At 67.9% G+C, this 26,353-nt stretch carries 22 protein-coding genes, 2 tRNA genes and 1 pseudogene; 15 read left to right on the top strand and 10 right to left on the bottom strand.

All coding sequences use genetic code 11. The features are described from left to right. Positions 1-45: 45 nt before the first annotated feature. The 3 genes from BM199_RS09950 to BM199_RS09940 all read left to right on the top strand — a co-directional run bounded on the left by BM199_RS09950 (position 46) and on the right by BM199_RS09940 (position 1,908). A complete protein-coding gene (locus tag BM199_RS09950; RefSeq protein WP_091672287.1) occupies positions 46-756 on the top strand; it encodes a hypothetical protein in 711 nt (236 codons plus the stop codon). 51 nt (positions 757-807) lie between these two features. Further along, positions 808-1,278 carry a VOC family protein gene (locus BM199_RS09945; protein ID WP_091672285.1) on the top strand — a complete coding sequence of 157 codons (471 nt, stop codon included), beginning with the start codon at positions 808-810 and terminating at the stop codon, positions 1,276-1,278. A 78-nt stretch (positions 1,279-1,356) separates the two neighbouring features. Continuing rightward, the gene (locus tag BM199_RS09940) at positions 1,357-1,908 is read left to right on the top strand and encodes a DoxX family protein (RefSeq protein ID WP_425425514.1); all 552 of its coding nucleotides are present in this window, start codon (positions 1,357-1,359) and stop codon (positions 1,906-1,908) included. Positions 1,909-1,947: 39 nt separating this feature from the next. On the opposite strand, the gene ilvD is transcribed toward BM199_RS09940, so the two are convergent. Together ilvD and BM199_RS09930 are read right to left on the bottom strand one after the other, a co-directional pair. Beyond that, positions 1,948-3,792, bottom strand: a complete 1,845-nt coding sequence (gene ilvD, locus BM199_RS09935; RefSeq protein WP_091672281.1) for a dihydroxy-acid dehydratase — start codon at positions 3,790-3,792, stop codon at positions 1,948-1,950. Between the two features lie 264 nt (positions 3,793-4,056). Further along, positions 4,057-4,536, bottom strand: coding sequence for a PH domain-containing protein (locus BM199_RS09930; RefSeq protein ID WP_245788260.1), 480 nt, complete (start codon positions 4,534-4,536; stop codon positions 4,057-4,059). Between the two features lie 329 nt (positions 4,537-4,865). Here BM199_RS09930 and BM199_RS09925 point away from each other — a divergent pair, with 329 nt between their 5' ends. From BM199_RS09925 to BM199_RS09910, 4 genes are all read left to right on the top strand, one after another. Beyond that, positions 4,866-6,734, top strand: coding sequence for an acetolactate synthase large subunit (locus tag BM199_RS09925; protein WP_091672280.1), 1,869 nt, complete (start codon positions 4,866-4,868; stop codon positions 6,732-6,734). Next, a complete protein-coding gene (ilvN, locus tag BM199_RS09920) occupies positions 6,734-7,240 on the top strand; it encodes an acetolactate synthase small subunit (protein ID WP_091672278.1) in 507 nt (168 codons plus the stop codon). The genes BM199_RS09925 and ilvN overlap by 1 nt, the downstream gene beginning before the upstream one ends. A 76-nt stretch (positions 7,241-7,316) precedes the next feature. Then, the gene (gene ilvC, locus BM199_RS09915) at positions 7,317-8,330 is read left to right on the top strand and encodes a ketol-acid reductoisomerase (RefSeq protein ID WP_091672277.1); all 1,014 of its coding nucleotides are present in this window, start codon (positions 7,317-7,319) and stop codon (positions 8,328-8,330) included. A gap of 88 nt (positions 8,331-8,418) precedes the next feature. Continuing rightward, positions 8,419-8,691 (top strand): DUF397 domain-containing protein, encoded by a 273-nt coding sequence (locus BM199_RS09910; RefSeq protein WP_091672275.1) that lies wholly within the window; start codon positions 8,419-8,421, stop codon positions 8,689-8,691. Positions 8,692-8,824: 133 nt separating this feature from the next. On the opposite strand, the gene BM199_RS09905 is transcribed toward BM199_RS09910, so the two are convergent. Next, positions 8,825-9,568: an SDR family NAD(P)-dependent oxidoreductase gene (locus BM199_RS09905; protein ID WP_091672273.1), complete on the bottom strand. Its 744-nt coding sequence runs from the start codon at positions 9,566-9,568 to the stop codon at positions 8,825-8,827. Between the two features lie 88 nt (positions 9,569-9,656). Beyond that, positions 9,657-11,054 (bottom strand): ankyrin repeat domain-containing protein, encoded by a 1,398-nt coding sequence (locus tag BM199_RS09900; RefSeq protein WP_091672271.1) that lies wholly within the window; start codon positions 11,052-11,054, stop codon positions 9,657-9,659. 386 nt (positions 11,055-11,440) lie between these two features. Here BM199_RS09900 and serA point away from each other — a divergent pair, with 386 nt between their 5' ends. The 3 genes from serA (at position 11,441) to cimA (ending at position 16,262) form a co-directional block, all read left to right on the top strand. Next, on the top strand, positions 11,441-13,039 hold the full coding sequence (serA, locus tag BM199_RS09895; RefSeq protein ID WP_091672269.1) for a phosphoglycerate dehydrogenase: 1,599 nt from the start codon (positions 11,441-11,443) through the stop codon (positions 13,037-13,039). Between the two features lie 197 nt (positions 13,040-13,236). After that, positions 13,237-14,277 (top strand): 3-isopropylmalate dehydrogenase, encoded by a 1,041-nt coding sequence (locus BM199_RS09890; RefSeq protein ID WP_091672669.1) that lies wholly within the window; start codon positions 13,237-13,239, stop codon positions 14,275-14,277. Between the two features lie 353 nt (positions 14,278-14,630). Next, positions 14,631-16,262, top strand: coding sequence for a citramalate synthase (cimA, locus tag BM199_RS09885; protein WP_091672268.1), 1,632 nt, complete (start codon positions 14,631-14,633; stop codon positions 16,260-16,262). A gap of 87 nt (positions 16,263-16,349) precedes the next feature. Here cimA and BM199_RS35190 read toward each other — a convergent pair. Continuing rightward, a pseudogene (locus BM199_RS35190) lies at positions 16,350-16,823 on the bottom strand (DUF998 domain-containing protein); the annotation flags it as partial. Positions 16,824-17,073: 250 nt separating this feature from the next. On the opposite strand from BM199_RS35190, the gene BM199_RS09875 reads away from it, so the two are divergent. Beyond that, positions 17,074-17,847, top strand: coding sequence for a fumarylacetoacetate hydrolase family protein (locus tag BM199_RS09875; protein WP_091672266.1), 774 nt, complete (start codon positions 17,074-17,076; stop codon positions 17,845-17,847). A gap of 61 nt (positions 17,848-17,908) precedes the next feature. Here BM199_RS09875 and BM199_RS09870 read toward each other — a convergent pair whose 3' ends face one another. Beyond that, a complete protein-coding gene (locus BM199_RS09870; RefSeq protein WP_091672265.1) occupies positions 17,909-19,141 on the bottom strand; it encodes an FAD-dependent oxidoreductase in 1,233 nt (410 codons plus the stop codon). Positions 19,142-19,273: 132 nt separating this feature from the next. Between BM199_RS09870 and gltX the strand changes: the two genes are divergently transcribed. From gltX to BM199_RS09850, 4 genes are all read left to right on the top strand, one after another. Continuing rightward, positions 19,274-20,764 (top strand): glutamate--tRNA ligase, encoded by a 1,491-nt coding sequence (gene gltX / locus BM199_RS09865; protein ID WP_091672263.1) that lies wholly within the window; start codon positions 19,274-19,276, stop codon positions 20,762-20,764. Positions 20,765-20,844: 80 nt separating this feature from the next. Next, positions 20,845-21,630 carry an HAD family hydrolase gene (locus BM199_RS09860; protein WP_091672262.1) on the top strand — a complete coding sequence of 262 codons (786 nt, stop codon included), beginning with the start codon at positions 20,845-20,847 and terminating at the stop codon, positions 21,628-21,630. A 105-nt stretch (positions 21,631-21,735) separates the two neighbouring features. Next, positions 21,736-21,807 (top strand) — tRNA-Gln (locus BM199_RS09855). 50 nt (positions 21,808-21,857) lie between these two features. Continuing rightward, positions 21,858-21,930: transfer RNA gene (locus BM199_RS09850), tRNA-Glu, on the top strand. Between the two features lie 169 nt (positions 21,931-22,099). Here BM199_RS09850 and BM199_RS09845 read toward each other — a convergent pair. The 4 genes from BM199_RS09845 to BM199_RS09830 form a co-directional block, all read right to left on the bottom strand. Continuing rightward, positions 22,100-22,774, bottom strand: coding sequence for a hypothetical protein (locus tag BM199_RS09845; RefSeq protein WP_143101810.1), 675 nt, complete (start codon positions 22,772-22,774; stop codon positions 22,100-22,102). 39 nt (positions 22,775-22,813) lie between these two features. Beyond that, positions 22,814-23,653 (bottom strand): class I SAM-dependent methyltransferase, encoded by an 840-nt coding sequence (locus BM199_RS09840; RefSeq protein ID WP_091672259.1) that lies wholly within the window; start codon positions 23,651-23,653, stop codon positions 22,814-22,816. 142 nt (positions 23,654-23,795) lie between these two features. Next, the gene (locus BM199_RS09835) at positions 23,796-25,439 is read right to left on the bottom strand and encodes a LuxR family transcriptional regulator (RefSeq protein ID WP_091672668.1); all 1,644 of its coding nucleotides are present in this window, start codon (positions 25,437-25,439) and stop codon (positions 23,796-23,798) included. Positions 25,440-25,560: 121 nt separating this feature from the next. Continuing rightward, positions 25,561-26,280 carry an IclR family transcriptional regulator gene (locus tag BM199_RS09830; protein WP_091672257.1) on the bottom strand — a complete coding sequence of 240 codons (720 nt, stop codon included), beginning with the start codon at positions 26,278-26,280 and terminating at the stop codon, positions 25,561-25,563. Positions 26,281-26,353: the final 73 nt, after the last annotated feature.

Genomic DNA, 26,353 nt, shown 5'->3' with positions numbered 1-26,353 from the left:
CAGGAGCGTGAGTTCTGTGGCCGCGCTGTTGACAGGGAGCATGTGATGACCAGGCAGAAATCCTTCAAGTCCGGCGTCCGGGCCCGGATGGACAAGACCGGTGAGAGCTACACCGCCGCTCGGCGCCGGTTGCTCGAGAAGGCCGCCACCGGGCGGCAGCCCGAGTCCGGCGCGGTGGCCGTCGAACCCACCGAGCCGACCGCCGAACCGGTTCGGGGGCAGAAACTCCCCGACGCCCCGCTCCGGGAACGCACAGGCAAGGGGCAGGACGAGTGGTTCTCGTTGCTCGACGCCTGGGGTGGCACGCAGCACACGCACACCGAAATCGCCCGCTGGCTGGTGGAGCAGCACCAGGTCGACGGATGGTGGGCGCAGAGCATCACGGTGGCCTACGAGCAGGCGCGCGGAATGCGGGCGCCCGGGCAGAAAAGCGACGGGTACTTCTCGGCGGGCGCGACAAAGACGATCGCGGTTTCCGTCGACCGTCTCTTCGCGGCGTTCGCCGATGAAGCGCTGCGGACACAGTGGTTGCCGGAGGCCGATCTGGCCGTGCGCACCGCCACGGCGCCGAAGTCGTTCAGGGCCGACTGGGCGGACGGATCCACGCGGATCGTCGTCACCTTCCTGCCGAAAGGCGAGGCGAAGGCTCTGGTCGCGGTCTCCCACGACAGGTTGACCGAGTCCGACGCCGCCGCGCGCATGAAGGCGTACTGGCGTGACCGCCTCGCCGCACTGAAGACGTACCTCGAAGCCTGACTCGTCCTCAGATTCTGATTTTTCGACCAACTGAGAAACTGGGAGAAATCCGTGTCCACGAAGACTTTCATCAACCTGCCGGTCAAGGATCTGGCCAAGTCGGTCGACTTCTTCACCGCCATCGGCCTTTCGCTCAACCAGCAGTTCTCCGACGAGAACGCCGCCTTCCTGGTCGTCAGTGACGAGGTCACGGTCATACTGCAGTCGGAGGCCTACTTCCGGGGTTTCACGAACCGGGAGATCACCGACACCTCGACGAGCAGCGAGGTGATCATCGGCCTTTCCGCCGACAGCGGGCAGCAGGTCGACGAGTTGCTCGACCGGGTTGTCGCAGCCGGCGGGGAGGCATTGGGCGAGCCGGAGGACCAGGGGTTCATGTACATGCGCGGTTTCCGCGACCTGGACGGCCACCAGTGGTCTTTCCTGTTCATGGATATGTCCATGATGGGGCGGGCAGTGACCGTTCCTGAACGGGAGAGTGCCCGGATGAGCGACTCGCCAGCGCGGGCCGATATGCCCTAGTCTGCGCCGGTGAGTACGCACGATGATGAGTCCAGGACCACGTCGATTCCCGCGGTTGATGACCCAGGGCGGACCAGCCTGCTGTCCGACGTTGACAGCAGTTCTTCGAGTGACGTGCGAGATCAGACGTCCCAGTGGCACGGGGGGCTCGATTTCGGGCTGCTCGTCCTGCGCCTCGTGCTCGGCGGAACAATGGCCGCGCACGGACTGCAGAAGCTGTTCGGCGCGTTCGACGGTCCGGGTATCAGTGGATTCGCGGACGCGCTCGGTGGATTCGGTTTCACCAGCCAGACGACACTGCTGTCCTGGATCACGGCGTTGACGGAACTGGGCGGCGGGCTGCTGCTGGTGGTCGGGCTGTTCACCCCGATCGGTGCGGCCGGAATCCTTGGCGTGGCCGCGAGCATCGTCGCGGTCAAGTTCGGCAACGGGTTCTTCATGGGGCCGCAGCAGGGATTCGAGTACGAGCTGTTGATCGGCGCCGCCGCGCTGGCACTGCTCTTCACCGGGTCGGGCCGGATCGCGGTGGACAAGAACACGCCGTGGCGCCGCAAGCCGATGCCGTTCGCGATCCTGGGACTGCTGATCGCCGCCGCGGCCTCGGTCGTGGTGCTTGTCGTCTTCCGCTGACCGGTCCGGAATCCGTCGACGAATTCCGGACCGGCACCGCTACTTGGTGACGTCGCGGACCGCGCCGGTGTCGGCCGAGGTGGCCATCCGGGCGTAGGCGCGTAGTGCGGCGGTGACGGGTCGCTGCCGGTCCACCGGCTGCCACGGCCGCTCGCTGGCCTCCATCTTGGCCCTGCGTTCGGCGATCACCTCAGGGTCGACGAGGAGTTCCAGCGTGCGCTCGTGCACGTCGAGCAGGATCTCGTCACCGTTCTGCACGAGGCCGATGAGGCCGCCCGCCGCCGCCTCGGGGGAGATGTGTCCCACCGATATTCCGGATGATCCGCCGGAGAACCGGCCGTCGGTGATCAGCGCGCACTTCTTGCCGAGGCCGGAGCCCTTGAGGAACGCCGTGGGGTGCAGCATCTCCTGCATGCCGGGGCCACCCGCGGGGCCCTCGTACCGGATCACCAGGACCTCGCCGGGCTGGATCTGCTTGCCGAGGATCGCCGAAACGGCCTCCTCCTGGCTTTCCAGCACCCGTGCCGGGCCCTGGAAACGCCACAGCGACTCGTCGATACCGGCCGACTTGATGACCGCGCCGCTCTCGGCGAGATTGCCGCGCAGCACAGCCAGACCACCGTCGGCGGTGTAGGCGTGCGCGACATCGTGGATACAGCCGTTCTCGGCGTCGGTGTCGAGGCTGGACCAGCGGTTCGTGGTCGAGAACGCTTCGGTGGTGCGGACTCCACCCGGTGCCGCGTGGAACAGTTCCACGGCCGCCTCGGAAGGCGACTCGGCCCGGATATCCCATGTGCACAGCCACTCGTGCAGGGTCGGCGTATGCACCGAGGTCACGTCGGTGTGCAGCAGCCCGCCCCGGTACAGCTCGCCGAGGATGGCGGGAATGCCACCCGCCCTGTGCACGTCCTCCATGTGGTAGTCCGAGTTCGGCGCCACTTTGGACAGGCAGGGCACGCGCCTGCCGATGTTGTCGATGTCGGAGATCGTGAAGTCGATCTCGCCCTCTTGGGCGGCGGCGAGGATGTGCAGCACCGTGTTCGTGGATCCGCCCATGGCCATGTCGAGCGCCATCGCGTTGTTGAACGCGTGCTTGTTGGCGATGGAGCGCGGCAGCGCACTGGCGTCGTCCTCGCCGTACCAGCGCTTGCACAGTTCGACCACGGTGCGGCCCGCGTCGCTGAACAGCGTGCGCCGTGCGGCGTGGGTGGCGAGCGTCGAACCGTTACCCGGCAGCGAGAGCCCGAGCGCCTCGGTGAGGCAGTTCATCGAGTTCGCGGTGAACATGCCCGAGCAGGAGCCGCACGTGGGGCAGGCCGAACGCTCCACCTCGGACAGAGCTGCCTCGTCCACCGCGGAATTGGCCGAGGCCGAGATCGTGGTGATCAGGTCGGAGGACGGGTGCGCGACGCCGTCCACCACCACGGCCTTGCCTGCCTCCATGGGCCCACCGGACACGAACACCACCGGGATGTTCAGCCGCATGGCTGCGTTGAGCATCCCGGGGGTGATCTTGTCGCAGTTGGAGATGCAGACCAGCGCGTCCGCCTGGTGTGCGTTGACCATGTACTCCACGGAATCCGCGATGATCTCCCGCGAGGGCAGCGAGTAGAGCATGCCGCTGTGCCCCATGGCGATTCCGTCGTCAACCGCGATGGTGTGGAACTCCCTGGCGACTCCGCCCGCCTCCCGGACACCCTCGGCGACGATCTCGCCGAGGTCCTTGAGGTGTACGTGGCCGGGGACGAACTGGGTGTAGGAGTTGGCGATGGCGACGATCGGCTTGCCGAAGTCGCTGTCGGTCATTCCGGTGGCGCGCCACAGGGAACGGGCCCCTGCGGCGTTGCGGCCGTGAGTGGTGGTGCGAGAGCGCAGCGCAGGCATGAACTCACCTTGTGTCTTGTTCGGCCACGACGGCCGAGTACGGCGTTTAATTCACAAGTCGGGTTATTCACGGTCGACCTGCGGTCATGCCCGCACGTCGCCTGCAGTCGGCAGCCACGACCGCCCCTACTGCGGCAGAAGAAGCATGCCGCAGCGTGGGCCCTCTCCGGGACGGTCCCGTCTGCCGACTTGTGAATAACCCTCCTGATATCGAAACGGCCGGCGTGGGGTACGCGCCCGCGGCCCGGTAGCGGTACGTCGAGGTTACTCCTCGTCGCTGCCCGTCTCCTTCGGCCCGCCGCGCAGGTCCTCCTCGGTGATCTCCTCGGTGATGCCGGTGGGGTCGGGCACCCGGCCCCCGCTGATCAGCGACAGCACGGGCAGATGCCGGGCGCGGACCGCGGGCAGCGCCACCTCCGTGCCCTCTGTGGTCACGGCTTTCACCTTCGCGCCCTTCGCCACGGCCAGCCCACGCAGCTGGGACCAGTGGAGTTTCCGCTCGTTGAACACCGTCCGGACGGTGAGGCCCTCGGCCGTCGCCGTCGTCCGCATGCGAATCACCCACACGGCCAGGGCGATCGGAGCGAGGTAGAGCGCCTGCAGACCCGGCAGCGCGAATGCGGCGGGCGTCACACAGATCGTCAGAAATGCCACGGCGAGCATCGCGGTGGCAGGGATCCGGAAGATGGCCTTGCGACCCTCGACCGGGGCTTCACGCTGCGAGTTCTGCGCTTCCTGGTTCACCCTGTGATGGTGCACCGGGCGGTTTCGGCACTGGTGAGCGGGGTTGGAGCCACGCCCCCGGCGTCCAGTATGCGGAATCACGATCCCGCAGAGTTGACACTCTTGACAGCGACCGATTACCGTCGTCGACGTGACACCGCAGACCGGCCTCGTACTTCCCAAGCGCGTCGACGCTTAGGGAAGAGCCTCTGCGTTGACGCGCGACCCTCGTGCGACCTCTATCGGTCGGCGGGGGTTTTTTGATGTCTGTACCTGCTGACCTGAACGAGTGAACCAATCACACCGCGACAGCTGACCCGAGTAGCAACGAGACCCACGAGGCAGAACCGATGACAAGCGCCACCTCGCGATCGGACACGAACGCAGGGTCGACGCCGGCAGGTGGAACGCCCGCCGCGTCGCCCACCCAGCCCGGCTCCCGCCCGAAGCCCGCGCCCCCCGCAGGCACCCCCGTCCGGGTGACCGGCGCGCAGTCACTCGTGCGGTCTCTCGAAGCGGTAGGTGCCGAGGTCGTCTTCGGTATTCCGGGCGGCACCATCCTGCCCGCCTACGACCCGTTGCTCGACTCCACAAAGGTCCGCCACGTGCTGGTGCGCCACGAGCAGGGAGCAGGCCACGCCGCGACCGGCTACGCACAGGCGACCGGCAAGGTCGGGGTCTGCATGGCGACATCCGGCCCCGGGGCCACGAACCTGGTGACCCCGCTCGCGGACGCCAACATGGACTCGGTCCCGGTCGTGGCCATCACCGGCCAGCAGTCGCGCGCGCTGATCGGCACCGATGCGTTTCAGGAAGCGGACATCTGCGGCATCACGATGCCGATCACCAAGCACAACTTCCTGGTCACCGACCCCGCCGACATCCCGAGGGTGATCGCGGAGGCCTTCCACCTGGCCTCCACCGGCCGCCCGGGACCTGTCCTGGTGGACATCCCCAAGGACGTCCTGCAGGAGCTGACCTCCTACTCCTGGCCGACGGAGATGCGGCTGCCGGGCTACCGCCCGACCCTGCGGCCGCACGGCAAGCAGGTTCGCGAGGCCGCCAGGCTGATCTCGGAGTCGCGGCGGCCGGTGCTCTACGTCGGCGGTGGTGTGATCAAGGCCAAGGCCTCCGCGCAGCTGCTCGAACTCGCCGAGGCGACCGGTATCCCCGTCGTGACCACGTTGATGGCTCGCGGCGCCTTCCCCGACTCGCACCGGCAGCACCTCGGCATGCCGGGGATGCACGGCTCGGTGGCGGCTGTGGCCGCGATGCAGCGCTCGGACCTGCTGATCGCCCTCGGCGCCCGGTTCGACGACCGGGTCACCGGACAGCTGGACTCGTTCGCGCCGGACGCCACCATCGTGCACGCCGACATCGACCCCGCGGAGATCTCGAAGAACCGCAAGGCCGACGTCCCGATCGTCGGTGACTGCGCGGAGATCATCACCGACCTGATCAGCGCCGTGCGCGGCGAGGCCGAGCAGTCCGGCGGCCCCGACCTCGATGCGTGGTGGGTGCAGCTGAACTCGTGGCGGGACACGTTCCCCGCGGGCTACGAGTGGCCGGACGACGGAGCCCTCTCGCCGCAGTACGTCATCGAGCGTATCGGGCAACTCGTCGGTCCGGACGCCATCTACACGGCGGGCGTCGGCCAGCACCAGATGTGGGCGGCCCAGTTCATCAAGTACGAGAAGCCGGCGACCTGGATCAACTCCGGTGGCCTCGGCACGATGGGCTTCGCCGTCCCGGCCGCGATGGGCGCGCAGTTCGGCTGCCCCGACACGCAGGTCTGGGCGATCGACGGCGACGGCTGCTTCCAGATGACCAACCAGGAGCTGGCCACCTGCGCCATCGAGGGCGCGCCGATCAAGGTCGCCGTGATCAACAACGGCAACCTCGGCATGGTCCGGCAGTGGCAGAACCTCTTCTACTCCGAGCGCTACTCCAACACCGACCTCGGAACGCACAAGCACCGGATCCCCGACTTCACCCTCCTCGCCGAGGCGCTCGGTTGTGCGGGCCTGCGGTGCGAGAGCAAGGAGGAGGTCGACGACGTCATCCAGCGTGCGATGGCCATCAACGACCGCCCCGTCGTGATCGACTTCGTGGTCGGCAAGGATGCCCAGGTGTGGCCGATGGTGGCCGCGGGCACCGGCAACGACGAGATCATGGCCGCGCGCGGCATCCGCCCGCTCTTCGACGAGGATGAGATCTGATGACCAATCACACCCTGAGCGTCCTGGTGGAGAATGTCCCAGGTGTGCTCGCCCGCGTCTCGGGACTGTTCTCCCGCCGCGGTTTCAACATCGAGTCCCTCGCAGTCGGGCCCACGGAGAACCCGGAGGTGTCCCGGATGACGATCGTGGTCGCCGTTGAGGAGCTACCGCTCGAACAGGTGACCAAGCAGCTCAACAAGCTCGTCAACGTCATCAAGATCGTGGAGCTCGACCCGGCCACCGCGGTCCGGCGCGAGTTGCTTCTCGTGAAGGTCAGGGCGGATGCCACGGTGCGCAGCCAGGTGCTGGAGACCGTGCAGTTGTTCCGTGCCAAGGTGGTGGACGTCTCGCCGGAGGCGTTGACGATCGAGGCGACCGGCACGGGCGACAAGATCAACGCCCTGCTGCGCATGCTCGAGCCCTACGGGGTGCGCGAGCTCGTGCAGTCCGGAATGGTCGCGGTCGGCCGGGGTGCCCGGTCGATCACCGCCACCGGCGCCCGCTGAGGCGCCTGCGCGTCACGGCAGCCACTGAACAAAGCTACTTAGAATGTCAGAATCCGAAAGGAAGTAAGTACCCCTCATGTCAGTCGAAATCTTCTACGACGACGATGCCGACCTGAGCATCATCCAGGGACGCAAGGTCGCCGTGATCGGGTACGGCAGCCAGGGCCACGCGCACGCGCTGAGCCTGCGCGACTCCGGCGTCGACGTCCGCATCGGTCTTCCCGAGGGGTCGAAGTCGCGGGCGAAGGCCGAGGACGAGGGCCTGCGGGTGCTGACGCCGGCCGAGGCTTCGAAGGAAGCCGACCTCATCATGATCCTCGCGCCGGACACCAAGCAGCGGGTCATCTACAGCGAGGACATCGAGCCGAACCTCAAGGACGGCGACGCGCTGTTCTTCGGCCACGGCTTCAACATCCGCTACGACCTGATCAAGCCGCCGGCCAATGTGGACGTCGCGATGGTCGCGCCGAAGGGCCCCGGACACCTCGTCCGCAGGCAGTTCGTGGACGGCAAGGGCGTTCCCGCGCTGATCGCGGTGGAGCAGGACCCGAGCGGCAACGCCCAGGCCCTCGCGCTGTCCTACGCGGCCGCCATCGGTGGCGCTCGCGCAGGTGTCATCAAGACGACCTTCACCGAGGAGACCGAGACCGACCTGTTCGGTGAGCAGGCCGTGCTCTGCGGTGGTGCCTCCGCCTTGGTACAGACCGGGTTCGAGGTGCTGACCGAGGCCGGTTACGCGCCGGAGATCGCCTACTTCGAGGTGCTGCACGAGCTCAAGCTCATCGTCGACCTGATGTACGAGGGCGGTATCGCCCGTCAGCGTTACTCGATCTCCGACACCGCCGAGTACGGCGACCTGACCCGTGGTCCGCGGGTCATCACGCCGGAGGTCAAGGAGAACATGAAGAAGATCCTGGGCGAGATCCAGGACGGGACCTTCGCCCGTGAGTGGGTCGCCGAGGACGAGGCCGGCAGGCCGAAGTACCGCGAACTGCAGGCGGCAGGCGAGAAGCACCCGATCGAGGAGACCGGCAAGAAGCTGCGCGACCTGATGTCGTGGGTGGACCGCCCCATCACCGAAACGGCCTAGTCACGCCGGCAGCCAGGGCCACCCCGGCGGCAGTACGTGCCGTCGAGGTGGCCCTGGTCGTTTTCCGCCGAGCCGATACGGTGGCGGTATGAGCGAGCAACCGTCGCAGCCCGTCGACGACAAGGCGCACATCCGCCACGAGTTGGACCTGGGCAAGGCCGAGTGGATCCGGGCCGAGCCCGAGGGGGAGACGCTCGAGGACGCTGTCGAGTACGCGTTCGTCCCGCACACCGACGGCGTCACCTACGTGGCGATGCGCCAGTCCTCGAAGCCCGACGGCGTGATCCTGGTCTTCACCCCGTCGGAATGGGACGCCTTCGTCAAGGGCGTCAAAGACGGCGAGTTCGACGAACCCTGGTAGCGGCACTTTCCCGGGAAAGTGCGGTACTTGCGCGTGCACCTATCGCACTTTCCCGGGAAAGTGCGTGACCGCGCGCGTGCCACCTGGGGTGGGGTGCTTTCAACCTCGCACTTTCCCGGGAAAGTGCGAGTCCTCAGGCGGCGTGGCCGCCGTCCACTGCTATCGCGGTGGCGGTGATGTACCTGCCGGTCTCACCGGCGAGGTGCGCGACGGTCGCGGCGATGTCCGACGGCTGCCCGTGGGCACCCAGCGCGACGAACTCCCGCTGCCCGTCCGCCCCGGGGCCGTCCGCCGGGTTCATGTCGGTGTCGATCGGCCCCGGCTGCACGAGGTTCACCGTGATTCCCCGTGGGCCGAGTTCCCTGCCGAGCGCCTTGGTCAGGCCGGTCAGCGCCGCCTTGCTCAGCCCGTAGAGGCTGAACCCGGCGACGGCGGCGCGTTCGGACGCGATGCTGCCGATCGTGATGACCCGCCCGCCATCGCTCAGGTGCGGCACGGCAGCCTGGGTCGCCAGGAACGGCGCCCGGACGTTCACGGCGATGACGTGGTCGAGTTCGGCCTGCGAGATGTCCTCGATCACGCCGTAGTGCCCCACGCCGGCGTTGTTCACCAGAATGTCCAGCCTGCCGAACTCGCCCAGCGCCGCCCGTACCGAACCCGCCACCGCGTCGGCGTCGGCGTTGTCCGCCCGCACCGCCAGTGCCCTCCTGCCGTGCGCCTTGATCGACTCCACGACGTTGCCCGCCTGGTCCGCGCTGTGCTGGTACGTGAGCACGACGTCGGCACCCTGTTCGCCGAGCCGGATGGCGATCGCCGCACCGATCCCGCGGCTGCCCCCGGTCACCAGAGCGACCTTGCCGTCGAGCACGCCTGTCATCGCTGTCTCCTTCCGTTGTCCCGTCCTGCTTGCGAGTTCCATACAACGGGGAAAAGCGACCGATTACCGGCGCTTTTCGGACAGGAAGTTAAGTATTCAACAACTCTCTCGCCGCCTGCTGGCCGAACTCCTCGGCCCAGCTCGCCGCGTCACCGCCGTGCAGGTTGTCGCGAATCGACGGATCGGCACCCGCACGCAGGAGTACCTCGATCACGCCGACCGATCCGTGCTGCGCTGCGAGGTGCAGTGCGGTGACTCCCTCGCCGTGGCCCGGCCCGCCGAACGTGCCACGCCGGTTCGGGTCGGCCCCCAGCGCGAGCAGCCCTTGGGCCGCAAGTGCCTGTCCGCAGGCGGCCGCCCAGGTGAGGGCGGTGCCGCGATAGACATCCGCGTCCACGTCCGCGCCGTGTCGGACCAGCAGTTCGACGGCCTCCACCCGGCCGTTTCGCGCGGCCCACGTCAGCGCCTCGTTCCGGATCTCCTTCGGTTCGTCCGACGGCCGCCAGGCGGGGAACCCGCTGTGCGGCCGGTAGAACCCGCGATGCGCGCCGGCCTCCCGTGTCGGTGTGCCGTCCGGTGCGAGTAGTTCGCCCAGCAGATCCAGCCGCCCGAGTCCGGCCGCTGCGCGCAGGTTCGCCGGAACGACGCCGGCTGTGGCCAGCAGTTCCGCCACTTCCGTGTGTCCCCAGAACAACGCGATGACCAATGGGGTGCCGCCGTCTCCGCGGGCCGAGACGTCGATGGGTGCACCGGTGGCGAGCAGCAGGCGCGCCAGGTGCGGTTGGCCGGAATACGCCGTCTGGTGCAGCGCGGTCCAGTCGTGCGCGTTGGCCCGGGCGGGATCCGCTCCCCGGTCCAGCAGCACCTGCACCAGCCGCTCGTCGCAGGTCGCCGTCGCCATGCCCAGCAGGTCGTTGCCGTTGGTGCCCCTCGCGTGGACGAGTTCGGGAAACCGGCCGACGAGGGCGCCCAGTCCGGCCACGTCCTGCGCTTCGACCGCCCGGTAGGCCCGCGCGAACGGCTCACCGCCCGCGATCAGCCCCCGTACGTGCCCGCGCAGTCCTGCCCAGGAACGGAAGCCGTGCTGCCGGGCGAGCACCAACCGGGCGCCGTTTCGATCGACCGGCGCCCGCGCCCGGTCGAAGGCGGCCACGGCCGAGGGCGTGCCGTCCTCCGCGGAGGCCAGCAGGCCGTCGGCACGCTCCTCGTAGTACCCCGGATCGTCGCGGTAGGCGTGCTCGAGCCCCGGGCCGTGCTCGGCGAGGCGTTCTACATAGGACCGCAGTTGGGCCCAGCTCGGGAATCCGTACTCGCGAGCGAGGGTCAACTGCGCGTCGCTGAGCAGTGGTTGCGGCCGATCCTGCCGACGGTGTGCGGTGATTCTGGCGAGCGCCGCGGCGTCGCCGCTTCTGGACGCGCGCAGCAGGTCCTTCGCGCGCTTGCGAAGCTGTTCCACATTGGCGAAAGCCGGAATGCCCGAATTCATGCCACTTCCTCCATGACGCCCCGTCGTCCGCAGGCACCGGGCAGGAAGAAGGGTGCGGTCGTGCAGTGGCGACGCACCGGGGTGGGCTCGGCCCTTTCCGCGGACGGGACGCGGCCCCGGCCGCGCTGGGATGAGTTTACTCACGACTGTCCGTCTCATGTTGTGGACGGATTGCGGCGGAGTTAACGGGTACCCATTCGAGTGGGCCCGTGCGGGGTTAAACTGCGCCATCCGGGCACAGCGCCGTGGCCGGTCACCGTAGGTGGGGTGTTTCGCTCCCGAGTTGGGCATGTCGGCTGACCGCGGCCCTTCATTGTGCCGCCCACGAGGGCGCCTGGCACCCGAGCATTTGGGTAATAAAAACACCGAGCAGTGGGAGCCGCATCGTGAGCAAGCCCAGCCAGCCCGTCGTACTCATCGCCGAGAAGCTCGCCCCGTCCGTGGTGAGCGTGTTCGGCGACGAGGTCGAGGTCCGGCACGTGGACGGCACCGACCGCGCCGCCCTCCTCAAGGAGGTGCAGGACGCGGACGCGCTCCTGGTGCGATCGGCGACCAAGGTCGACGCCGAGGTACTCGGCGCTTCCGGCAAGTTGAAGGTCGTGGCGCGCGCCGGGGTCGGGCTGGACAACGTCGAGGTGCCCGCGGCCACCGAACGCGGCGTTCTGGTGGTCAATGCCCCGACGTCGAACATCGTCTCCGCAGCCGAGCACGCCGTCGCGCTGCTGCTCGCGGTCGCCCGCCGTGTCCCCGCTGCGGACCAGAGCCTGCGCGGTGGCGAGTGGAAGCGCAGTGCCTACTCGGGCATCGAGCTCAACGGAAAGACCATCGGCGTGGTCGGCCTCGGCAAGATCGGCCAGCTGTTCGCGCAGCGTCTCGCCGCGTTCGACACCGAGCTGATCGCCTACGACCCGTACGTCTCCGCTGCCCGTGCCGCGCAGCTCGGTATCGAGCTGGTGTCGCTGGACGAACTGCTCCAGCGCGCCGACGCGATCTCCATCCACCTGCCGAAGACCCCGGAAACCAAGGGGCTGATCGACGCGGCGGCGCTGGCCAAGACCAAGAAGGGCGTCCTCGTCGTCAACGCGGCCCGCGGTGGCCTCATCGACGAGGACGCACTCGCCGACTCCATCCGCGAAGGTCATGTCGGCGGTGCGGGCATCGACGTCTTCGTCACCGAGCCCACCACTTCGAGCCCGCTGTTCGAGCTGCCCAACGTCGTCGTGACGCCGCACCTCGGCGCGTCGACCGCGGAGGCACAGGACAGGGCGGGCACCGACGTCGCGCGGTCGACCCTGCTCGCGCTGCGCGGCGACTTCGTGCCGGACGCGGTCAACGTCGCGGGCGGCGGTGTGGTCGGTGAGGAGGTCCGGCCCTACCTGCCGCTGACCCAGAAGCTGGGCACGGTCGTATCGGCCTTCAGCGCCAAGGCGCCCTCGTCGGTCACGGTCGTCGTCCGCGGCGAGCTGTCCGCCGAGGACGTCGGTGTGCTGCAGCTGGCCGCGCTGCGGGGCGTGTTCTCCGGTGTCGTGGAGGACCAGGTCACGTTCGTGAACGCGCCGCGGCTGGCCGAGGAGCTCGGCGTGACCGTCGAGCTCGTCACCGAGCCGGAGAGCCCCAACCACCGCAGCCTGGTCACCGTCCGGGCCGTGCACGACGACGGGACGGCCCTCTCGGTCTCCGGCACCGTCACGGGCAAGGACGAGGTGCAGAAGCTGGTCGAGGTCAACGGCAGGCACTTCGACCTCAGGGCCGAAGGCAACGTGCTCCTGCTGGAGTACCCGGACCGGCCGGGCATCATGGGCCGCGTCGGCACCCTGCTCGGCGAGGCCGGGATCAACATCGAGGCCGCGCAGATCAGCCAGACCACGGACAAGACCGACGCCGTGATGCTGCTTCGGGTGGACCGCTCCGTCGACACGCACGTGCTGGAGCCGATCGGGGCGTCGGTGGGCGCCCGCCTGATCAGGGCCGTCACGTTCGACTGAGCCGGCTGAGCGTTGATAATCAACCGGCGCGGTGGGTAGTGCTATGCCCCGTTCGGGTGTCTCGGACAGCGGGATACTCCGGCGTAAGGGTGGTAGTGCTTCGGTCGGATGTCGACGGCCGGTAACCTGCCGTGGCTGGAGTTTTGTTGCAGATGGGGCATCCGGGGCTCCGGTCCCCGATCGACGGAGGTGTGTGGATGCGGCTCGCGGTGATCCCAGGTGACGGGATCGGGCCCGAAGTGGTCACCGAGGCGCTCAAGGTGCTCGGTGAAGTCGTTCCGGCCGCAGAGATCACCAACTACGACCTCGGTGCGGCCCGGTGGCATTCCACCGGGGAACTCCTCCCCGAGTCCGTGCTTGGCGAGCTTCGGCAGCACGACGCGATCCTGCTCGGTGCGGTGGGGGACCCCTCGGTTCCCAGCGGCATCCTCGAGCGGGGGCTGCTGCTGCGTCTGCGGTTCGAACTCGACCATCACGTGAACCTGCGCCCTGCCCGGCTCTACCCGGGCGTGCGTGGTCCGCTCGCCGACTCCTCCGAGATTGACATGGTCGTCGTCCGGGAGGGCACCGAGGGGCCGTACGCGGGCAACGGTGGTCTGCTGCGCAAGGACACCGAGAACGAGATCGCCACCGAGGTCAGCGTCAACACGGCCTTCGGTGTTCGCCGGGTGGTCAACGACGCGTTCCGGCGGGCGGAGGAGCGGCCGCGCAAGCACCTCACGCTGCTGCACAAGACCAACGTCCTGGAGTACGCGGGTTCACTGTGGTCGCGCATCGTCGAGGAGGCCTCGCTCGAGCACCCCGACGTCACCGTGGCGTACTCACATGTGGACGCGGCGACGATTCACCTGGTGACGGATCCGTCCCGGTTCGACGTGGTCGTCACCGACAACCTGTTCGGCGACATCATCACCGACCTCGCCGCGGCGGTCACCGGTGGTATCGGCCTGGCCGCGAGCGGCAACCTGGACATCACCCGGCGCAACCCGAGCATGTTCGAGCCGGTGCACGGCAGCGCGCCGGACATCGCCGGGCAGAGCCTCGCCGACCCGACCGCGGCGGTGCTCTCCGTCTCGTTGCTGCTCGACCACCTCGGGCAGAAGGAGGCGGCGCGCCGGATCGAGGCGTCCGTTGCGTTCGACCTGGCGACCAGGGACCAGTCGTCGCCGGGCGCCACGCAGTCCATCGGCGACCGTCTGGCCGCGCTGGTGTCGTCCAACGTCCGGCCCGTCGCCTGAGCCGATAGCTCGAAGAAGCCGAGGCCCCCTCGCGTGCTCCACGCATGTGAGGGGGCCTCGGCTCTTTCCGCACTTTCCCGGGAAAGTGCTGCTGCCGACCTCGCACTTTCCCGGGAAAGTGCGACGCGGGGTGACCAGATCATGGGAAATTCCGCTCAGGGTTTGGAAGTCCATCGGGGCTGTGGCATGATGCCTGGCATGACTTCTCATGCCGCGATCATTATCGGCAGGCGCGCCGGGTAGAGCTCACAGAGCACCCGACGCGCAGACCTCTCGCATCCGCGAGGGGTCTTTTTGCGTTTCAAGGCACAGCGTTTTCCCAGACACAGTGTTTCCACGACACAGGAGTGACCGTGACCCGCACGGAGCCGGCCGACACCCCCCTCGGCGATGATTTCCACCTCTACGACACGACGTTGCGCGACGGCGCGCAGCGCGAGGGCATCTCCTACTCGGTAACCGACAAGCTCGCGGTCGCGCGGCTGCTGGACGAACTGGGAGTGGGCTTCATCGAGGGCGGCTGGCCGGGCGCCATGCCGAAGGACACCGAGTTCTTCGCGAGGGCGGCCAGGGGAGAGCTGTCGCTCAAGCACGCGGCACTGGTCGCGTTCGGATCGACCAGGAAGGCGGGTACCACCGCGGCCGAGGACGTGCAGGTGCGCGGCCTGCTGGACTCCCTCGCACCAGTGGTGACGCTAGTGGCCAAGTCGGATCGCAGGCATATCGAACGTGCGCTGCGGGTCGACGTGGACGAAGCCTGTGCCATGGTGCGGGACACAGTGTCCTTTCTCGTCGGTGAGGGCAGGCGGGTCTTTCTGGACGCGGAGCACTTCTTCGACGGCTACGCCTTCGATCCGGACACAGCACTTCGAGTGCTGCGGGCCGGCGGTGAGGCCGGGGCCGACGTGGTGGTGCTCTGCGACACCAACGGCGGGCAGTTGCCCCTGCAACTCGCCGAAACCGTGCGGGAGGTGGCCGAGCGGACCGGCCTGCGGCTGGGCATCCACTGTCAGGACGACACGTCCTGCGCCGTAGGCAACACCATCGCCGCGGTGCAGGCCGGTGCCACGCACGCGCAGTGCACCGCGAACGGTTACGGGGAGCGGGCGGGCAACGCCGACCTCTTCGCCGTAACGGGAAACCTGGTGGCCAAGCTCGGCATGGAGGTGCTCCCCACAGGGGGCGCCGCCGAGCTCACCCGCGTCTCCCATGCCATTGCCGAAATCGCGAACATCGCACCCGACACCCACCAGGCCTATGTCGGTACGTCGGCCTTCGCTCACAAGGCGGGGCTGCACGCGAGCGCGATCAAGGTGGATCCGTTGTTGTACAACCACATCGATCCAGCTTCTGTCGGCAATGACATGCGGGTACTGGTCACCGAAATGGCTGGCAGGGCCAGCCTCGAGCTCAAGGGACGTGAGCTCGGGGTTGACCTCGCCAGCCAACCCGACGCCCTGACCAGCGCCGTGCGCAAGGTCAAGAGCCTCGAGGCGCAGGGCTGGTCCTTCGAAGCGGCCGACGCCTCACTGGAACTGTTGCTGCGCAGGGAGGTCGACGGTCCGCAGCGTGATGTGCTCGACGAGCCCCCGTTCGTACTCGAGTCCTACCGGGTCGTGCTCGATCACCGTGCCGGCGGTGAGGTGAGTTCGGAGGCCACCGTCAAGGTGCACGTGTCCGGGCATCGGGTGATCGCCACCGCGGAGGGCAACGGCCCCGTGCACGCACTCGACGCGGCCCTGCGCGAGGCGCTCACGCCGCATCTGTCCTGGTTGGACACGGTCGAGCTGGCCGACTACAAGGTGCGGATCCTGCCTGGGCATCCAGGTACCGACGCGGTCACCAGGGTTCTGGTGGAAACCTCGGACGGCCGGAGTGAGTGGACGACGGTCGGCGTGCACGAGAACATCGTCGAGGCCAGCTGGCTCGCGTTGTGCGACGCGCTGGTCCACAAGAGTCTCCGGACCGCGGTCATGGATCGCTGAGCGAGTCACGGCGGATCGCATGGTGAGCAACGCGAGCTGCGCCAGCAGACACAGTTCGGCGACGAACAACACCCGTTGCCACAAACCGAGTGTGGCGCTCAGATCCGCTGAGGCCACCGGTGACTGGCTCGTGAGGAACACCGCGAGGACGAGACAGGTGAAGACGACGCTGCCCCACAGGCAGCTGCGGTGCCGGTGCAGCCGGCCGTCATGGCGAAGCCGCGATGCCACGAGCGCCGCGGTGATCGGCAGGCAGAAGAAGACGACGCCAGCCGCGTAGCGGTGGATCTGCGCGGACAGCGAGACGGACTCGCCGAGGTCGGTGGGAAACGCCGCCACCAGCACCGAACCGACAACCGCCAGCCACAGCGTCCCCAGGAGTAGCGGACCACGCGCCAGCCCGTTTCGGTGCAGCCCCAGCATGATTCCGCAGCCTGCGACGGCGATGCTCAGCACACTGGCGTTGAACAACCAGCCCACGCCGTCCAGGAAGATGTAGTCCGAAAGCGTGGTGGACATCGGGTCGACCCGTCCCGCTCCGGCGAGATGCAGGACGGCCATGGTCAGCAGGGCCAGGGCCGCCCCACCCGCCCCGAGGCTCGATGCCAACTGCCTGACCGAGATCTCCGGCCCGGAACCAGCGGGTGCAATCGCGACATTCGCCATACGAACAACATTCGCGCGATGTGCGGGGTGAAACCATCGGGCATGCTCCCGATTCCTACCTGGTGTTGTCCCTACCCTCTTCTCAGGGTTGACCCCGGACCCGACCCCGCCGCTCGCCGTGGTGGCCTGACGTAGGCTTGTCGGTATGCGACTTGCTCGAATTGCACATCCGGCCGGTGGCGTGGCTTTCGCGGCCATCGAAGGGGATGACTCGGACGCCCAGGTTCTGGAGATCGCCGAACATCCGTTCGGTCAGCCCAACTTCACCGGCCGCCGCTGGCCGCTGGCGGATGTCCGGCTCCTCGCACCGATCCTGCCTTCGAAGATCATTGCCGTCGGCCGGAACTACGCCGCGCACGCGAGCGAGTTCGGCAACGAGGTGCCGGCCGAACCGATGATCTTCATGAAGCCGTCCACGAGCGTCATCGGCCCCAATGCCGCCATCAAGCTGCCGCCGAGTTCGTCCCAAGTGGACTTCGAGGGAGAGCTCGCCGTCGTCATCGGGCAGCCGGTGAAGAACGTCCCCGCGGCCCGTGCGAACGCGGCGATCCTCGGCTACACCATCGCCAACGATGTCAGCGCGCGGGATCAGCAGAAGTCCGACGGGCAGTGGGGCAGGGCGAAGGGGTACGACACCTTCTGCCCCCTCGGCCCGTGGATCGAGACCTCATTGGACCCCGGCGACCTCGCCCTGCGCACCGAACTGGACGGTGAGGTCCGGCAGGACTCCCGTACCTCCGCGCTCGTGCACAAGATTCCGGATCTGGTCGAGTTCGTCTCCACGGTGATGACCCTGCTGCCCGGTGACATCATCATCACCGGCACCCCGGAGGGTGTCGGCCCGATGGCGCCAGGCCAGCAGGTGTCGATCACCGTCGAGGGCATCGGCACCCTCACGAACCCGGTGGCGGCGGGCTGACCGGCTCCGCACCGGCCGCTCGGTACGGTGATTCGTCGACGAATTCCGGTCGGCGGGTGTGCTACTCCGGCCGCCTGCGTGCGTACTCCGGCGCGTGTTCGGGGCGGAATCCGACGCCGATGAGGTAGGCCGGGATGAACGAGGCCGTGGGGAACCTCCGCACCAGCGCGACGATCGGTGCGGGCGGCCCGTCCCGCCTGCCCTCGACCACGGGGGCCACCACGACCCGGTGCAGCAGCCGCTGCAGGGACTGCACGAGAATCGTCGGCAACAGTCTCCTGGTCCGCACCTTGGCCAGCTGGGAGATGCCCACGGTTCTCCCGCGCAGTGGTTCGGCCAGCAGGGTCGCGGCGGCGACCGCGTCCTGGACGGCCAGATTGATGCCGACCCCGCCGATGGGCGACATCGCGTGCGCGGCATCGCCGATGCACAGCAACCCGTCGACATGCCAGCGGTTGAGGCGGTTGAGACGGATGTCGAGGTGCTTGATCTCGTCCATCGACTCCAGCTTGTCCGTGCGGTCGCCCAGTCGGGGGACCAGTTCCGCCAGCCCGTTCCGGAATTTCTCGATCCCCTCGGCGCGCATCCGGGCGTCGACGCCCTTGCGGGCGATGTAGGCGATCTGGAAGAAGCCCTCACGGGGGATGGTGATCGCGAACCGGCCGCGTCGCATGCTCGGGCTGAGCGCGGACGCTGATTCGCCCTCATACCGTGGGAGCCGGAACCACCACGCGTCGATCGGTACGCGGAACTCCTTCGGCCGCAGGCCTGCCTGCGCTCGTGCCATCGAGGTACGGCCGTCGCAGGCGACGGTGAGGTCGGCCCGCAGTTCGCCGGCCTCACCGTCGGCCGTGCGATACCGCACCCCGGCGACCCTGCCCGCATCCCGGACCAGTTCGGTCGCTTCGGTCTGCATGCGCAGGGTGAATGTCGGTTCCTTGCGCCCGGCCTCGGCGAGCAGGTTGAGCAGGTCCCACTGCGGCACCATCGCGATGTAGGGATGCCGCACCTTGAGCCTGCGCAGGTCCCCGACCACGATGCGGTCGTCGTCCCCGACGGGGAAGGCCACCTCCTCGAGTCTGCTCTGCGGCAGCTCGGCGAACTTCTCTCCGAGCCCGAGTTCGTCGAGCAGCTCCAAGGTCGTCGGATGCACGGTGTCGCCGCGGAAGTCGCGGAGGAAGTCCTCGTGCTTCTCCAGGACGGTCACCTCTATCCCCGCCCTCGCCAGCAGCAGTCCGAGAACCATTCCAGCGGGGCCACCCCCGATCACGGCGCAGGTAGTTCGTTCGGTCATCGTTCCACCCCTTTTTCATCGACCGTTGAATAAACTCACTGTGGCCCCTCCCAGGCCGCGTCGTCAAGTGCTGTCCCCCGTGCGGACGCTCCTCGTTGCCGGGTCGAGGTGTCCCGATACGCTGACCTGGCTATGACTGAGATGCCTTCGCCAGTGCGCGCCCGCTTCTGTCCCTCGCCGACCGGTACCCCGCACGTCGGGCTCATCCGCACGGCGCTGTTCAACTGGGCCTTCGCCCGGCACCACGGCGGAAGTCTGGTGTTCCGGATCGAGGACACCGACGCCGCGCGCGATTCGGAGGAGTCCTACGAGGCGCTGCTCGACGCGTTGCGCTGGCTCGGGCTCGACTGGGACGAGGGTCCCGAGGTCGGTGGCGACTTCGGGCCATACCGGCAGAGTCAGCGCCGGGACATCTACGCCGACGTGGTCCGGCGGCTGCTGGAGGCCGGCGAGCTGTACGAGGCGTTCTCCACGAACGAGGAGGTGGAGGCGCGGCGCAGGGCGGCGGGGCAGGATCCCAAGCTCGGCTACGACAACTTCGACCGGGAGCTCTCGGCGCAGCAGCGGGAGGAGTTCCGGGCCGAGGGTCGGTCCCCGGTGCTCCGGCTGCGGATGCCGGAGGCGGACCTCGGCTGGACCGACCTGGTGCGCGGCGAGATCAGCTTCCCCGCCGGCACCATCCCCGACCCGGTTCTGGTGCGGGGCAACGGAGATCCGCTCTACACGCTGACGAACCCGGTCGACGACGCGTTGATGCGGATCACCCATGTACTCCGGGGCGAGGATCTGCTGCCCTCCACACCGCGTCAGATCGCGCTGTATCAGGCACTGCGGCGCATCGGCGTTGCCGAGTTCGTGCCGGAGTTCGGTCATCTGCCCTACGTGATGGGCGAGGGCAACAAGAAGTTGTCCAAACGCGATCCTTCCTCGAATCTTTTCAACTACCGCGACCGGGGCTTCATCCCTGAGGGACTGCTCAACTACCTCGCGCTGCTCGGCTGGTCGATCGCCGATGACCGGGACGTGTTCGGTGTCGACGAACTCGTCGCCGCGTTCGAGATCACCAAGGTGAGCGCCAACCCAGCACGGTTCGACGTGAAGAAGGCCGAGGCGATCAACGGCACGCACGTTCGCGCACTGGACAACGCGGACTTCGCGCGGCGTGTGGTGCCCTATCTCACAGCGGCGGACGTGCTGCCCGAGACGCCCAGCGAGGAGCAACTCACTGCCCTCCGCGAGATCGCGCCACTGGTGCAGGAGCGCGTCACGGTGCTCTCGGACGCCGGCGACATGCTGCGCTTCCTCTTCGCCGACGAGGAGAGCTTCGCCCCGGAGGAGGCGTCCGCGACGAAGGCTCTCGGGCCGGACTCGGAGCCGGTGTTGCGCGCGGCGCTCGAGTCGTTGGAGGCACTGCCTTCCTGGGAGACCGGCGCCATCGAGCAGGCGCTCAAGGACGCGTTGGTCGACGGCCTCGGGCTGAAGCCGCGCAAGGCTTTCGCCCCTGTTCGGGTAGCCGTCACCGGGCGTACGGTGTCTCCACCGTTGTACGAATCGATGGAGTTGCTCGGTCGGGACAAGTCGCTCGGTCGGCTGCGCCGCGCCCTCGCGACCCACGGAGGGTAGACGATTTACACCGGAACAGAGCAGTGCTAATCACCTCGATAGTCGAATCGGTACGGCCGAAAGTGGCCTAGCCTCGCTGAGTGGATTTTGCGTTCGCTTCCCCGACGGCATCGCAGGCAACGGCCGAACGGAGCGCCCCTCCGGGGCCGTGGTCTCCGCCGGCACTCCGGCTGGTCTGTCTCGACATCGATGACACCTTGATCGACTTCACTTCGGCGGGCAGTCGTGCCCTGGCCGCACTTATCGGCAGGGCCGACATGTGGTCGGTCTGGGAGCGGATCACCGATGAACACGTCGCCAAGGTGGTCGCGGGCGACCTCTCGTACGCCGACATGCACCTCACCCGCAGCCGGTGCTTCCTCGAGGAACTCGGGGCCGAGATGGACGCCGGTGACATCGTCGGCTTCGAGGCGAGGCGACGGGAGCTGCTGCGCCGCTCGTGGCGGCTGTTCGACGACGTGCTGCCCTGTCTCGACTGGTTGACCGCGGCGGGTGTGCAGCTGGCCGCCGTGACCAACGCCTCCGGTGGACACCAGCGGGCGAAGCTGGCGGATCTCGGGCTGGCCCGGTTTTTCGATCATGTGGCGATCGCGGGGGAGATGGGCACGGCCAAACCCGACCCGGTGATGTTCCACACGGTCTGCCTGACAATGGGTTGCGACCCGTCCGAGGCGGCGCATGTGGGGGACAAACTCGACACCGACGCGATCGGTGCCCGTGACGCCGGTCTCGGCGGGGTCTGGCTCAACCGTCGTGCCGTGTCCGAGGACGTGCCGACGGGCGTGCACGAGATCGACTCTCTCGTCGACCTTCCTGAGCTGCTGATCTGCGAGTTCGCCAGTGTCGGCGTGCCCGTGCAGCGGTGACGGCGGGGTGGGATGCGGGGCCGCCTGCACGCCGTGATTCGGGGTGGTCTAGTATTTCTTCCCGGCGGTGCTCGACAGGAGTTCTCCCAGAGAGCGCCGAGTTTTTGGGGTATGGTGTAATCGGCAGCACGACTGATTCTGGTTCAGTTAGTCTAGGTTCGAGTCCTGGTACCCCAGCTGCAGAGGGAAAAATCCAGTCTGGTAAGTTCTCTCTCGCAACAAGGCAAGCCCCCGTCGTCTAGCGGCCTAGGACGCCGGCCTCTCACGCCGGTAGCGTGGGTTCGAATCCCATCGGGGGTACGTCCGCATCACACGAAAGAGCCCCATCCGCGAGAGCTGCGGATGGGGCTCTTTCGTTGTGACAGGAGGGGAAGCTCGACGGGCGCGGAAGTAGGCCGGACCATCGATTCGGTCGTCGGCGTTGAATCCACAGTAGAAGAGTTCTCGTCTGCTGTCAGCCGCACTCCCGTCATCCAGCGGTCACGGGGCTCCCCGGCACGGCGGGTGCGATGGCCGGTGCGCGCCACATCTGGTTGGCCAGGGGCCACAGAGCGACGAGACCGGCCGGGGCCTGCACGTAGAACTGCACTGCGCCGAGTGGAACGAACCTCGACACAGCCAGCACGACGAGCGCCCCGACGACGAGACGGGTCCACGGTCTGCTCAGGATCTGGCTGTCCGCGATGGCTCGCGCGAAGCCGAAGGTCCCGATCGCGAAGATGAACACGCTCGTTGCCAGTATCGCGATCAACCACGGTTCCAATATGGCCTGGGCCGCTGCGGCGTCGCCGTCTGCTCGTGCGGCGGCCATCGGTGCGAACTCCAACCCGGGCACCAGTCCGTACAGTGCGCTACCGATGATCGTGAAGGGCAGCGCCCATGCGCTGAACCGGTCCTCCCCGGCGTTTCGCAGGTGCGCTCGGACCGCCAGGAACGCCAGCGCGATCAGCGCCGAGCCCACCGACGTCAGCAGGTGCACGAACCCCCAACGCGTGGTGTTCTCCGCTACTGCTTCGGCGACGGCTGGCGCATCGGGCAACCGCGCGAGGTAAGGGTGCGAGACGAGCGCGGCGAACATCACGGCCGGTGCCAGCGCGACGGCCACGGCCCCGAGACGAGTTCTGGTTGTCGCGATCGTTGTCATGGTTGTCTCCGTCCGGTTCATCGCTGCTGAGGTTGTTGGTCACACCGTCCCGATGCCGATATTGACGCCGGCGTGCAAAACAGCGCCGCGCCCGCCACCGGAGCGTTCGTGCAGCATCCCGTCCAGGACCTGCAGCACCTCGATCCGCAGCTCGTCGGGAAGTTCGGCGACCAGTTGGGCACCGATCGGGTTGCTGGATGTGAACAGGTTCCAGAAGTGCTCAGCGGAGTCGATCGGCATGTCCCACGTGACGGACTTGACCTCGACGTCTCGCAGGTCTGCTTCGGACAATCTGGCGCTCAGCACGGCTGGGTCGGCCACTTGGAAGGGCAGCGGCGGCGGATCGGCAGGCAACGGCGTGAACCCGGGCACCGTGGCCTTCATCGCAGCCATGAAGAAGGCGATGAACTCTGCCTTGTGCAGGGGACCGAACGCGACGATGACGACGCGCCCGCCCGTCCTGGTGACCCGCACCAACTCGGCCAGCCCCCGCACGAGATCGGGAAACAAGGACACGCCGTTCACCGAGACAGCGACATCGAAGGTGTCGTCACCAAGGCCGAGAGCCTGGCCGTCCATAACCCTGCCTTCGAGGTTGGCCAGCCCCTCGGCACGTGCCCGCTCGTTCAGTCGATCGATCATGGTGGGAGCCAGATCCGTGGCGAGAACGTGTGCGCCCATCCGCGCGGCCGGGATGCTCAGTGCCCCGCTGCCCGCGCCGACATCCAGCAGACGCGTTCCGGGGCGCAGATCGATATGGCGCAGCGCCTTCTCCGCCAGCATCATCGACTCGGGCGTGACGAACTGGTCGAATCGGGTCGCGAGGCGGTCCCACGCCTCTTGGATCTGTTCGGTCGTCGGTGCGTGCTGCGTGGTCATCGTTGCTACCTCCTCGTCGGTGGACGAGGCAACGATCCGGCCAACAAGGCCTGTGCCGCTTCGAACGAATTACCCATCCCGCCATGCGCGTCGCATGGGCAATTCTGTGTAGCCGAGCGACGAGCAGGCACGTTGACGGGCGCTACGCCAACTCGTGCCGGTAGGCGTAGGCGGTGGCAGCGGACCGGGATGTGACGCCGAGTTTGGCGAAGATGTTGCTCAAGTGGCGGGCCACGGTCTTCTCACTGATGTGCAGCCTTTCGGCGACCTCGCGACTGGTTGCCCCGGTCGCGACCAGGCGGAGCACGTCGAGTTCGCGTGGGGTGAGGCCGCCCGGGTCGCTCGGCTTCGGCGTTGGCCGCGACAGCTCGGCCACCCTGGCCAACGCCGGAGCTGCGCCGAGCTGCTCGAATGTCCGACGGGCCGCGTCCAGTTCCATGCTCGCCGTGTCGTGGTCGGCAAGCCGCTCGCAGGTTTCTGCCATCAGCATCTGTACCCGCGCCGCTTCGTACGGCGCGTCGATCTCGTGCCAGATCGTCCATGCGGCGCGCAGCACCACACACGCGCCGTGAGCGTCGCCGTCGGCGAGCAGGACGGCGCCGCGCGCGGACGCCGCGACTGCACGCAGGTATGGAGTGTCGAAGTCGGCGCCGAACTCCGTCAGCTCGTCGGCGACCGCTCTGGCCCCTTCGACATCTCCAGTGGCGAGAACGATCTCGACGAAGGCGGCCAGCACGCGGGAACGCTTCACGCGGTCGTCCTCGGCCTCGTCCACGACCCGGCGGATGGCCGCCTCCGCATCGTCAATCCGTCCCTGGCCCAGGCGCAGGAGGGCAAGACCCGGTTGTACGGGGTGCCCCGACTCACCTGCCTTGCGGTAGGCCTGCTCCGCCTGTGCGAACTGGCCGCGCAGCCGTAGCAGCTCTGCGCGTTGGTAGTGCGCCATTCCCAGCACCGGGTTACCCGGTGGCTCGGCCAGGTGTGCGCAGGCTTGCCGCACCTCGTCCATCGCCTCGGCCCACTCGCCACGCACCTGCATGATCTCCGAACGATGTACAAGACACTGGCCCCGATAGGGTTTGAGGTCCTGCTGAGTGGCGCACCAGCGGCCCAGCGCGACTGTCCACTCTTGTGCCCGCCGCAGGTCGAAGATCTGGCGGCAGGTGACGACCAGCGCGCAGTAGACGATTCCGGCGGCGATCGGCGACACGGCTTCGATCGTCACCGCCACCATCGCTTCGTCGAGCATCGCCACGCCCCGACGCACCTCACCCATGGAGATCAGCGACTGACCGCGTCCGAGCCTGCTCAGCGCGACCAGGTCCGGATCGCCGGAGTGGTTCGCGATCCGCGTGATCTCGCCGAACATCTCGTAGGCCGCGCCAGGGTCGCCGTTCTCCATGGTCTGCAGGGCTGTCGGGATCATCAGGTAGGCGCGCTCCACGCGGAGCCGCGAATCCCGCTCCAGCAGGTGCTGGGCACGTCCGAGCCAGCCGCCGCCCTCGGCGCGCCTGCCACGCAGGAACAGCATCAGTCCAAGCCAGAACGCGCTCCGGATGGCGCGGCCGACCTCATCCTCGACGAGGAATGCGTGATGAGCGCGTTGAAGGCCGTCGACCGCTTCCTCGTCCAGTCCGATCAGGTATGCGGCCATACCGAGCCGATCGAGATCGGCGGCCGCCAGTGACGTGTGCTTGTCGGCCGCCGACAGGGCGTCGAAGGCGTCCCGCCAAGCACGGAGTGAATACGATTCCCGGCCCCGCTCGAGTGCATCCGCAGCGTGCATCGGATCCCACCACTTCAGTCCGTTGCGCGCACCGGGTTCGGACACCTGGCACGTTCGCTCACAATACGCTCGCCGGATCGACGATGTGAACATTCGATTCGCGAGCTACGGCCCGGTCGAACTAGAGGCGGTCCTGGAGGGCTTCCGCCGCCGCCAGCAGGTCCGCGGCCCAGCGCGAGCCCGGCTTGCGGCCGATCCGTTCGATCGGACCCGACACCGACACAGCGGCGACGACCGAGCCGGAGGAGTCCCGGACCGGCGCGGAGACACTCGCGACGCCCGGCTCGCGCTCGGCCACACTCTGTGCCCAGCCACGTCTGCGGACCTCGAGCAGCGTCCGCTCGCCGTAGACGGCGTCGGTCAGGATCGTGCGCTGTGTGTGCGGGTCGGACCATGCGGCCAGCACTTTGGCCCCTGAGCCCGCCGTCATGGGCAGCCGGGAGCCGATGGGCACTGTGTCCCGGAGACCGCTCGGCGGCTCCGCAGTGGACACACAGACCCGCTGTACACCGTCCCTGCGGTACAGCTGCACGCTTTCGCCGGTGATGTCGCGCAGCTTCGGCAGGATCGACCCCGCCGCGTCGAGCAACGGGTCGGTCGTGCCGCCTGCGAGTTCGGCCAGTGCGCTGCCCGGACGCCACTTGCCGTCCGCTCCCCGGCGCAGGAGCCGGTGCACCTCGAGACCCACCGCGAGGCGATGCGCCGTCGCGCGCGGCAGTCCCGTACGGGCGCAGAGTTCGGCGAGGCCGCACGGTTCGTCGGCCACGGCCTGGAGAACGGCTACTGCCTTGTCCAGGACTCCGATACCGCTGTGCTGGTTGGAAGGGCTATGCTGTCCCACGAAGCGATACTATAATCCCGAACTTTGGGATGTCCAGATCCTGGGACAAATCGAACTCGAGTCGCTTTCGCCT

The sequence above is a fragment of the Amycolatopsis marina genome, assembly GCF_900111885.1.
In the GTDB taxonomy this organism is placed as follows: domain Bacteria; phylum Actinomycetota; class Actinomycetes; order Mycobacteriales; family Pseudonocardiaceae; genus Amycolatopsis; species Amycolatopsis marina.
Note: the sequence above shows the minus strand (reverse complement) of the source record. Positions and strands in the feature narration are given on the sequence as shown.

Excerpts from the sequence above, each read along its gene's own strand:
- BM199_RS09950 (WP_091672287.1), top strand. The coding sequence starts at position 46 with ATGACCAGGCAGAAATCCTTCAAGTCCGGCGTCCGGGCCCGGATGGAC.
- ilvD (WP_091672281.1), bottom strand. The coding sequence starts at position 3,792 with ATGCCTGCGCTGCGCTCTCGCACCACCACTCACGGCCGCAACGCCGCA.
- BM199_RS09925 (WP_091672280.1), top strand. The coding sequence starts at position 4,866 with ATGACAAGCGCCACCTCGCGATCGGACACGAACGCAGGGTCGACGCCG.
- ilvN (WP_091672278.1), top strand. The coding sequence starts at position 6,734 with ATGACCAATCACACCCTGAGCGTCCTGGTGGAGAATGTCCCAGGTGTG.
- ilvC (WP_091672277.1), top strand. The coding sequence starts at position 7,317 with ATGTCAGTCGAAATCTTCTACGACGACGATGCCGACCTGAGCATCATC.
- BM199_RS09910 (WP_091672275.1), top strand. The coding sequence starts at position 8,419 with ATGAGCGAGCAACCGTCGCAGCCCGTCGACGACAAGGCGCACATCCGC.
- BM199_RS09905 (WP_091672273.1), bottom strand. The coding sequence starts at position 9,568 with ATGACAGGCGTGCTCGACGGCAAGGTCGCTCTGGTGACCGGGGGCAGC.
- BM199_RS09900 (WP_091672271.1), bottom strand. The coding sequence starts at position 11,054 with ATGAATTCGGGCATTCCGGCTTTCGCCAATGTGGAACAGCTTCGCAAG.
- BM199_RS09890 (WP_091672669.1), top strand. The coding sequence starts at position 13,237 with ATGCGGCTCGCGGTGATCCCAGGTGACGGGATCGGGCCCGAAGTGGTC.
- BM199_RS09875 (WP_091672266.1), top strand. The coding sequence starts at position 17,074 with ATGCGACTTGCTCGAATTGCACATCCGGCCGGTGGCGTGGCTTTCGCG.
- BM199_RS09870 (WP_091672265.1), bottom strand. The coding sequence starts at position 19,141 with ATGACCGAACGAACTACCTGCGCCGTGATCGGGGGTGGCCCCGCTGGA.
- gltX (WP_091672263.1), top strand. The coding sequence starts at position 19,274 with ATGACTGAGATGCCTTCGCCAGTGCGCGCCCGCTTCTGTCCCTCGCCG.
- BM199_RS09845 (WP_143101810.1), bottom strand. The coding sequence starts at position 22,774 with ATGACAACGATCGCGACAACCAGAACTCGTCTCGGGGCCGTGGCCGTC.
- BM199_RS09840 (WP_091672259.1), bottom strand. The coding sequence starts at position 23,653 with ATGACCACGCAGCACGCACCGACGACCGAACAGATCCAAGAGGCGTGG.
- BM199_RS09835 (WP_091672668.1), bottom strand. The coding sequence starts at position 25,439 with ATGCACGCTGCGGATGCACTCGAGCGGGGCCGGGAATCGTATTCACTC.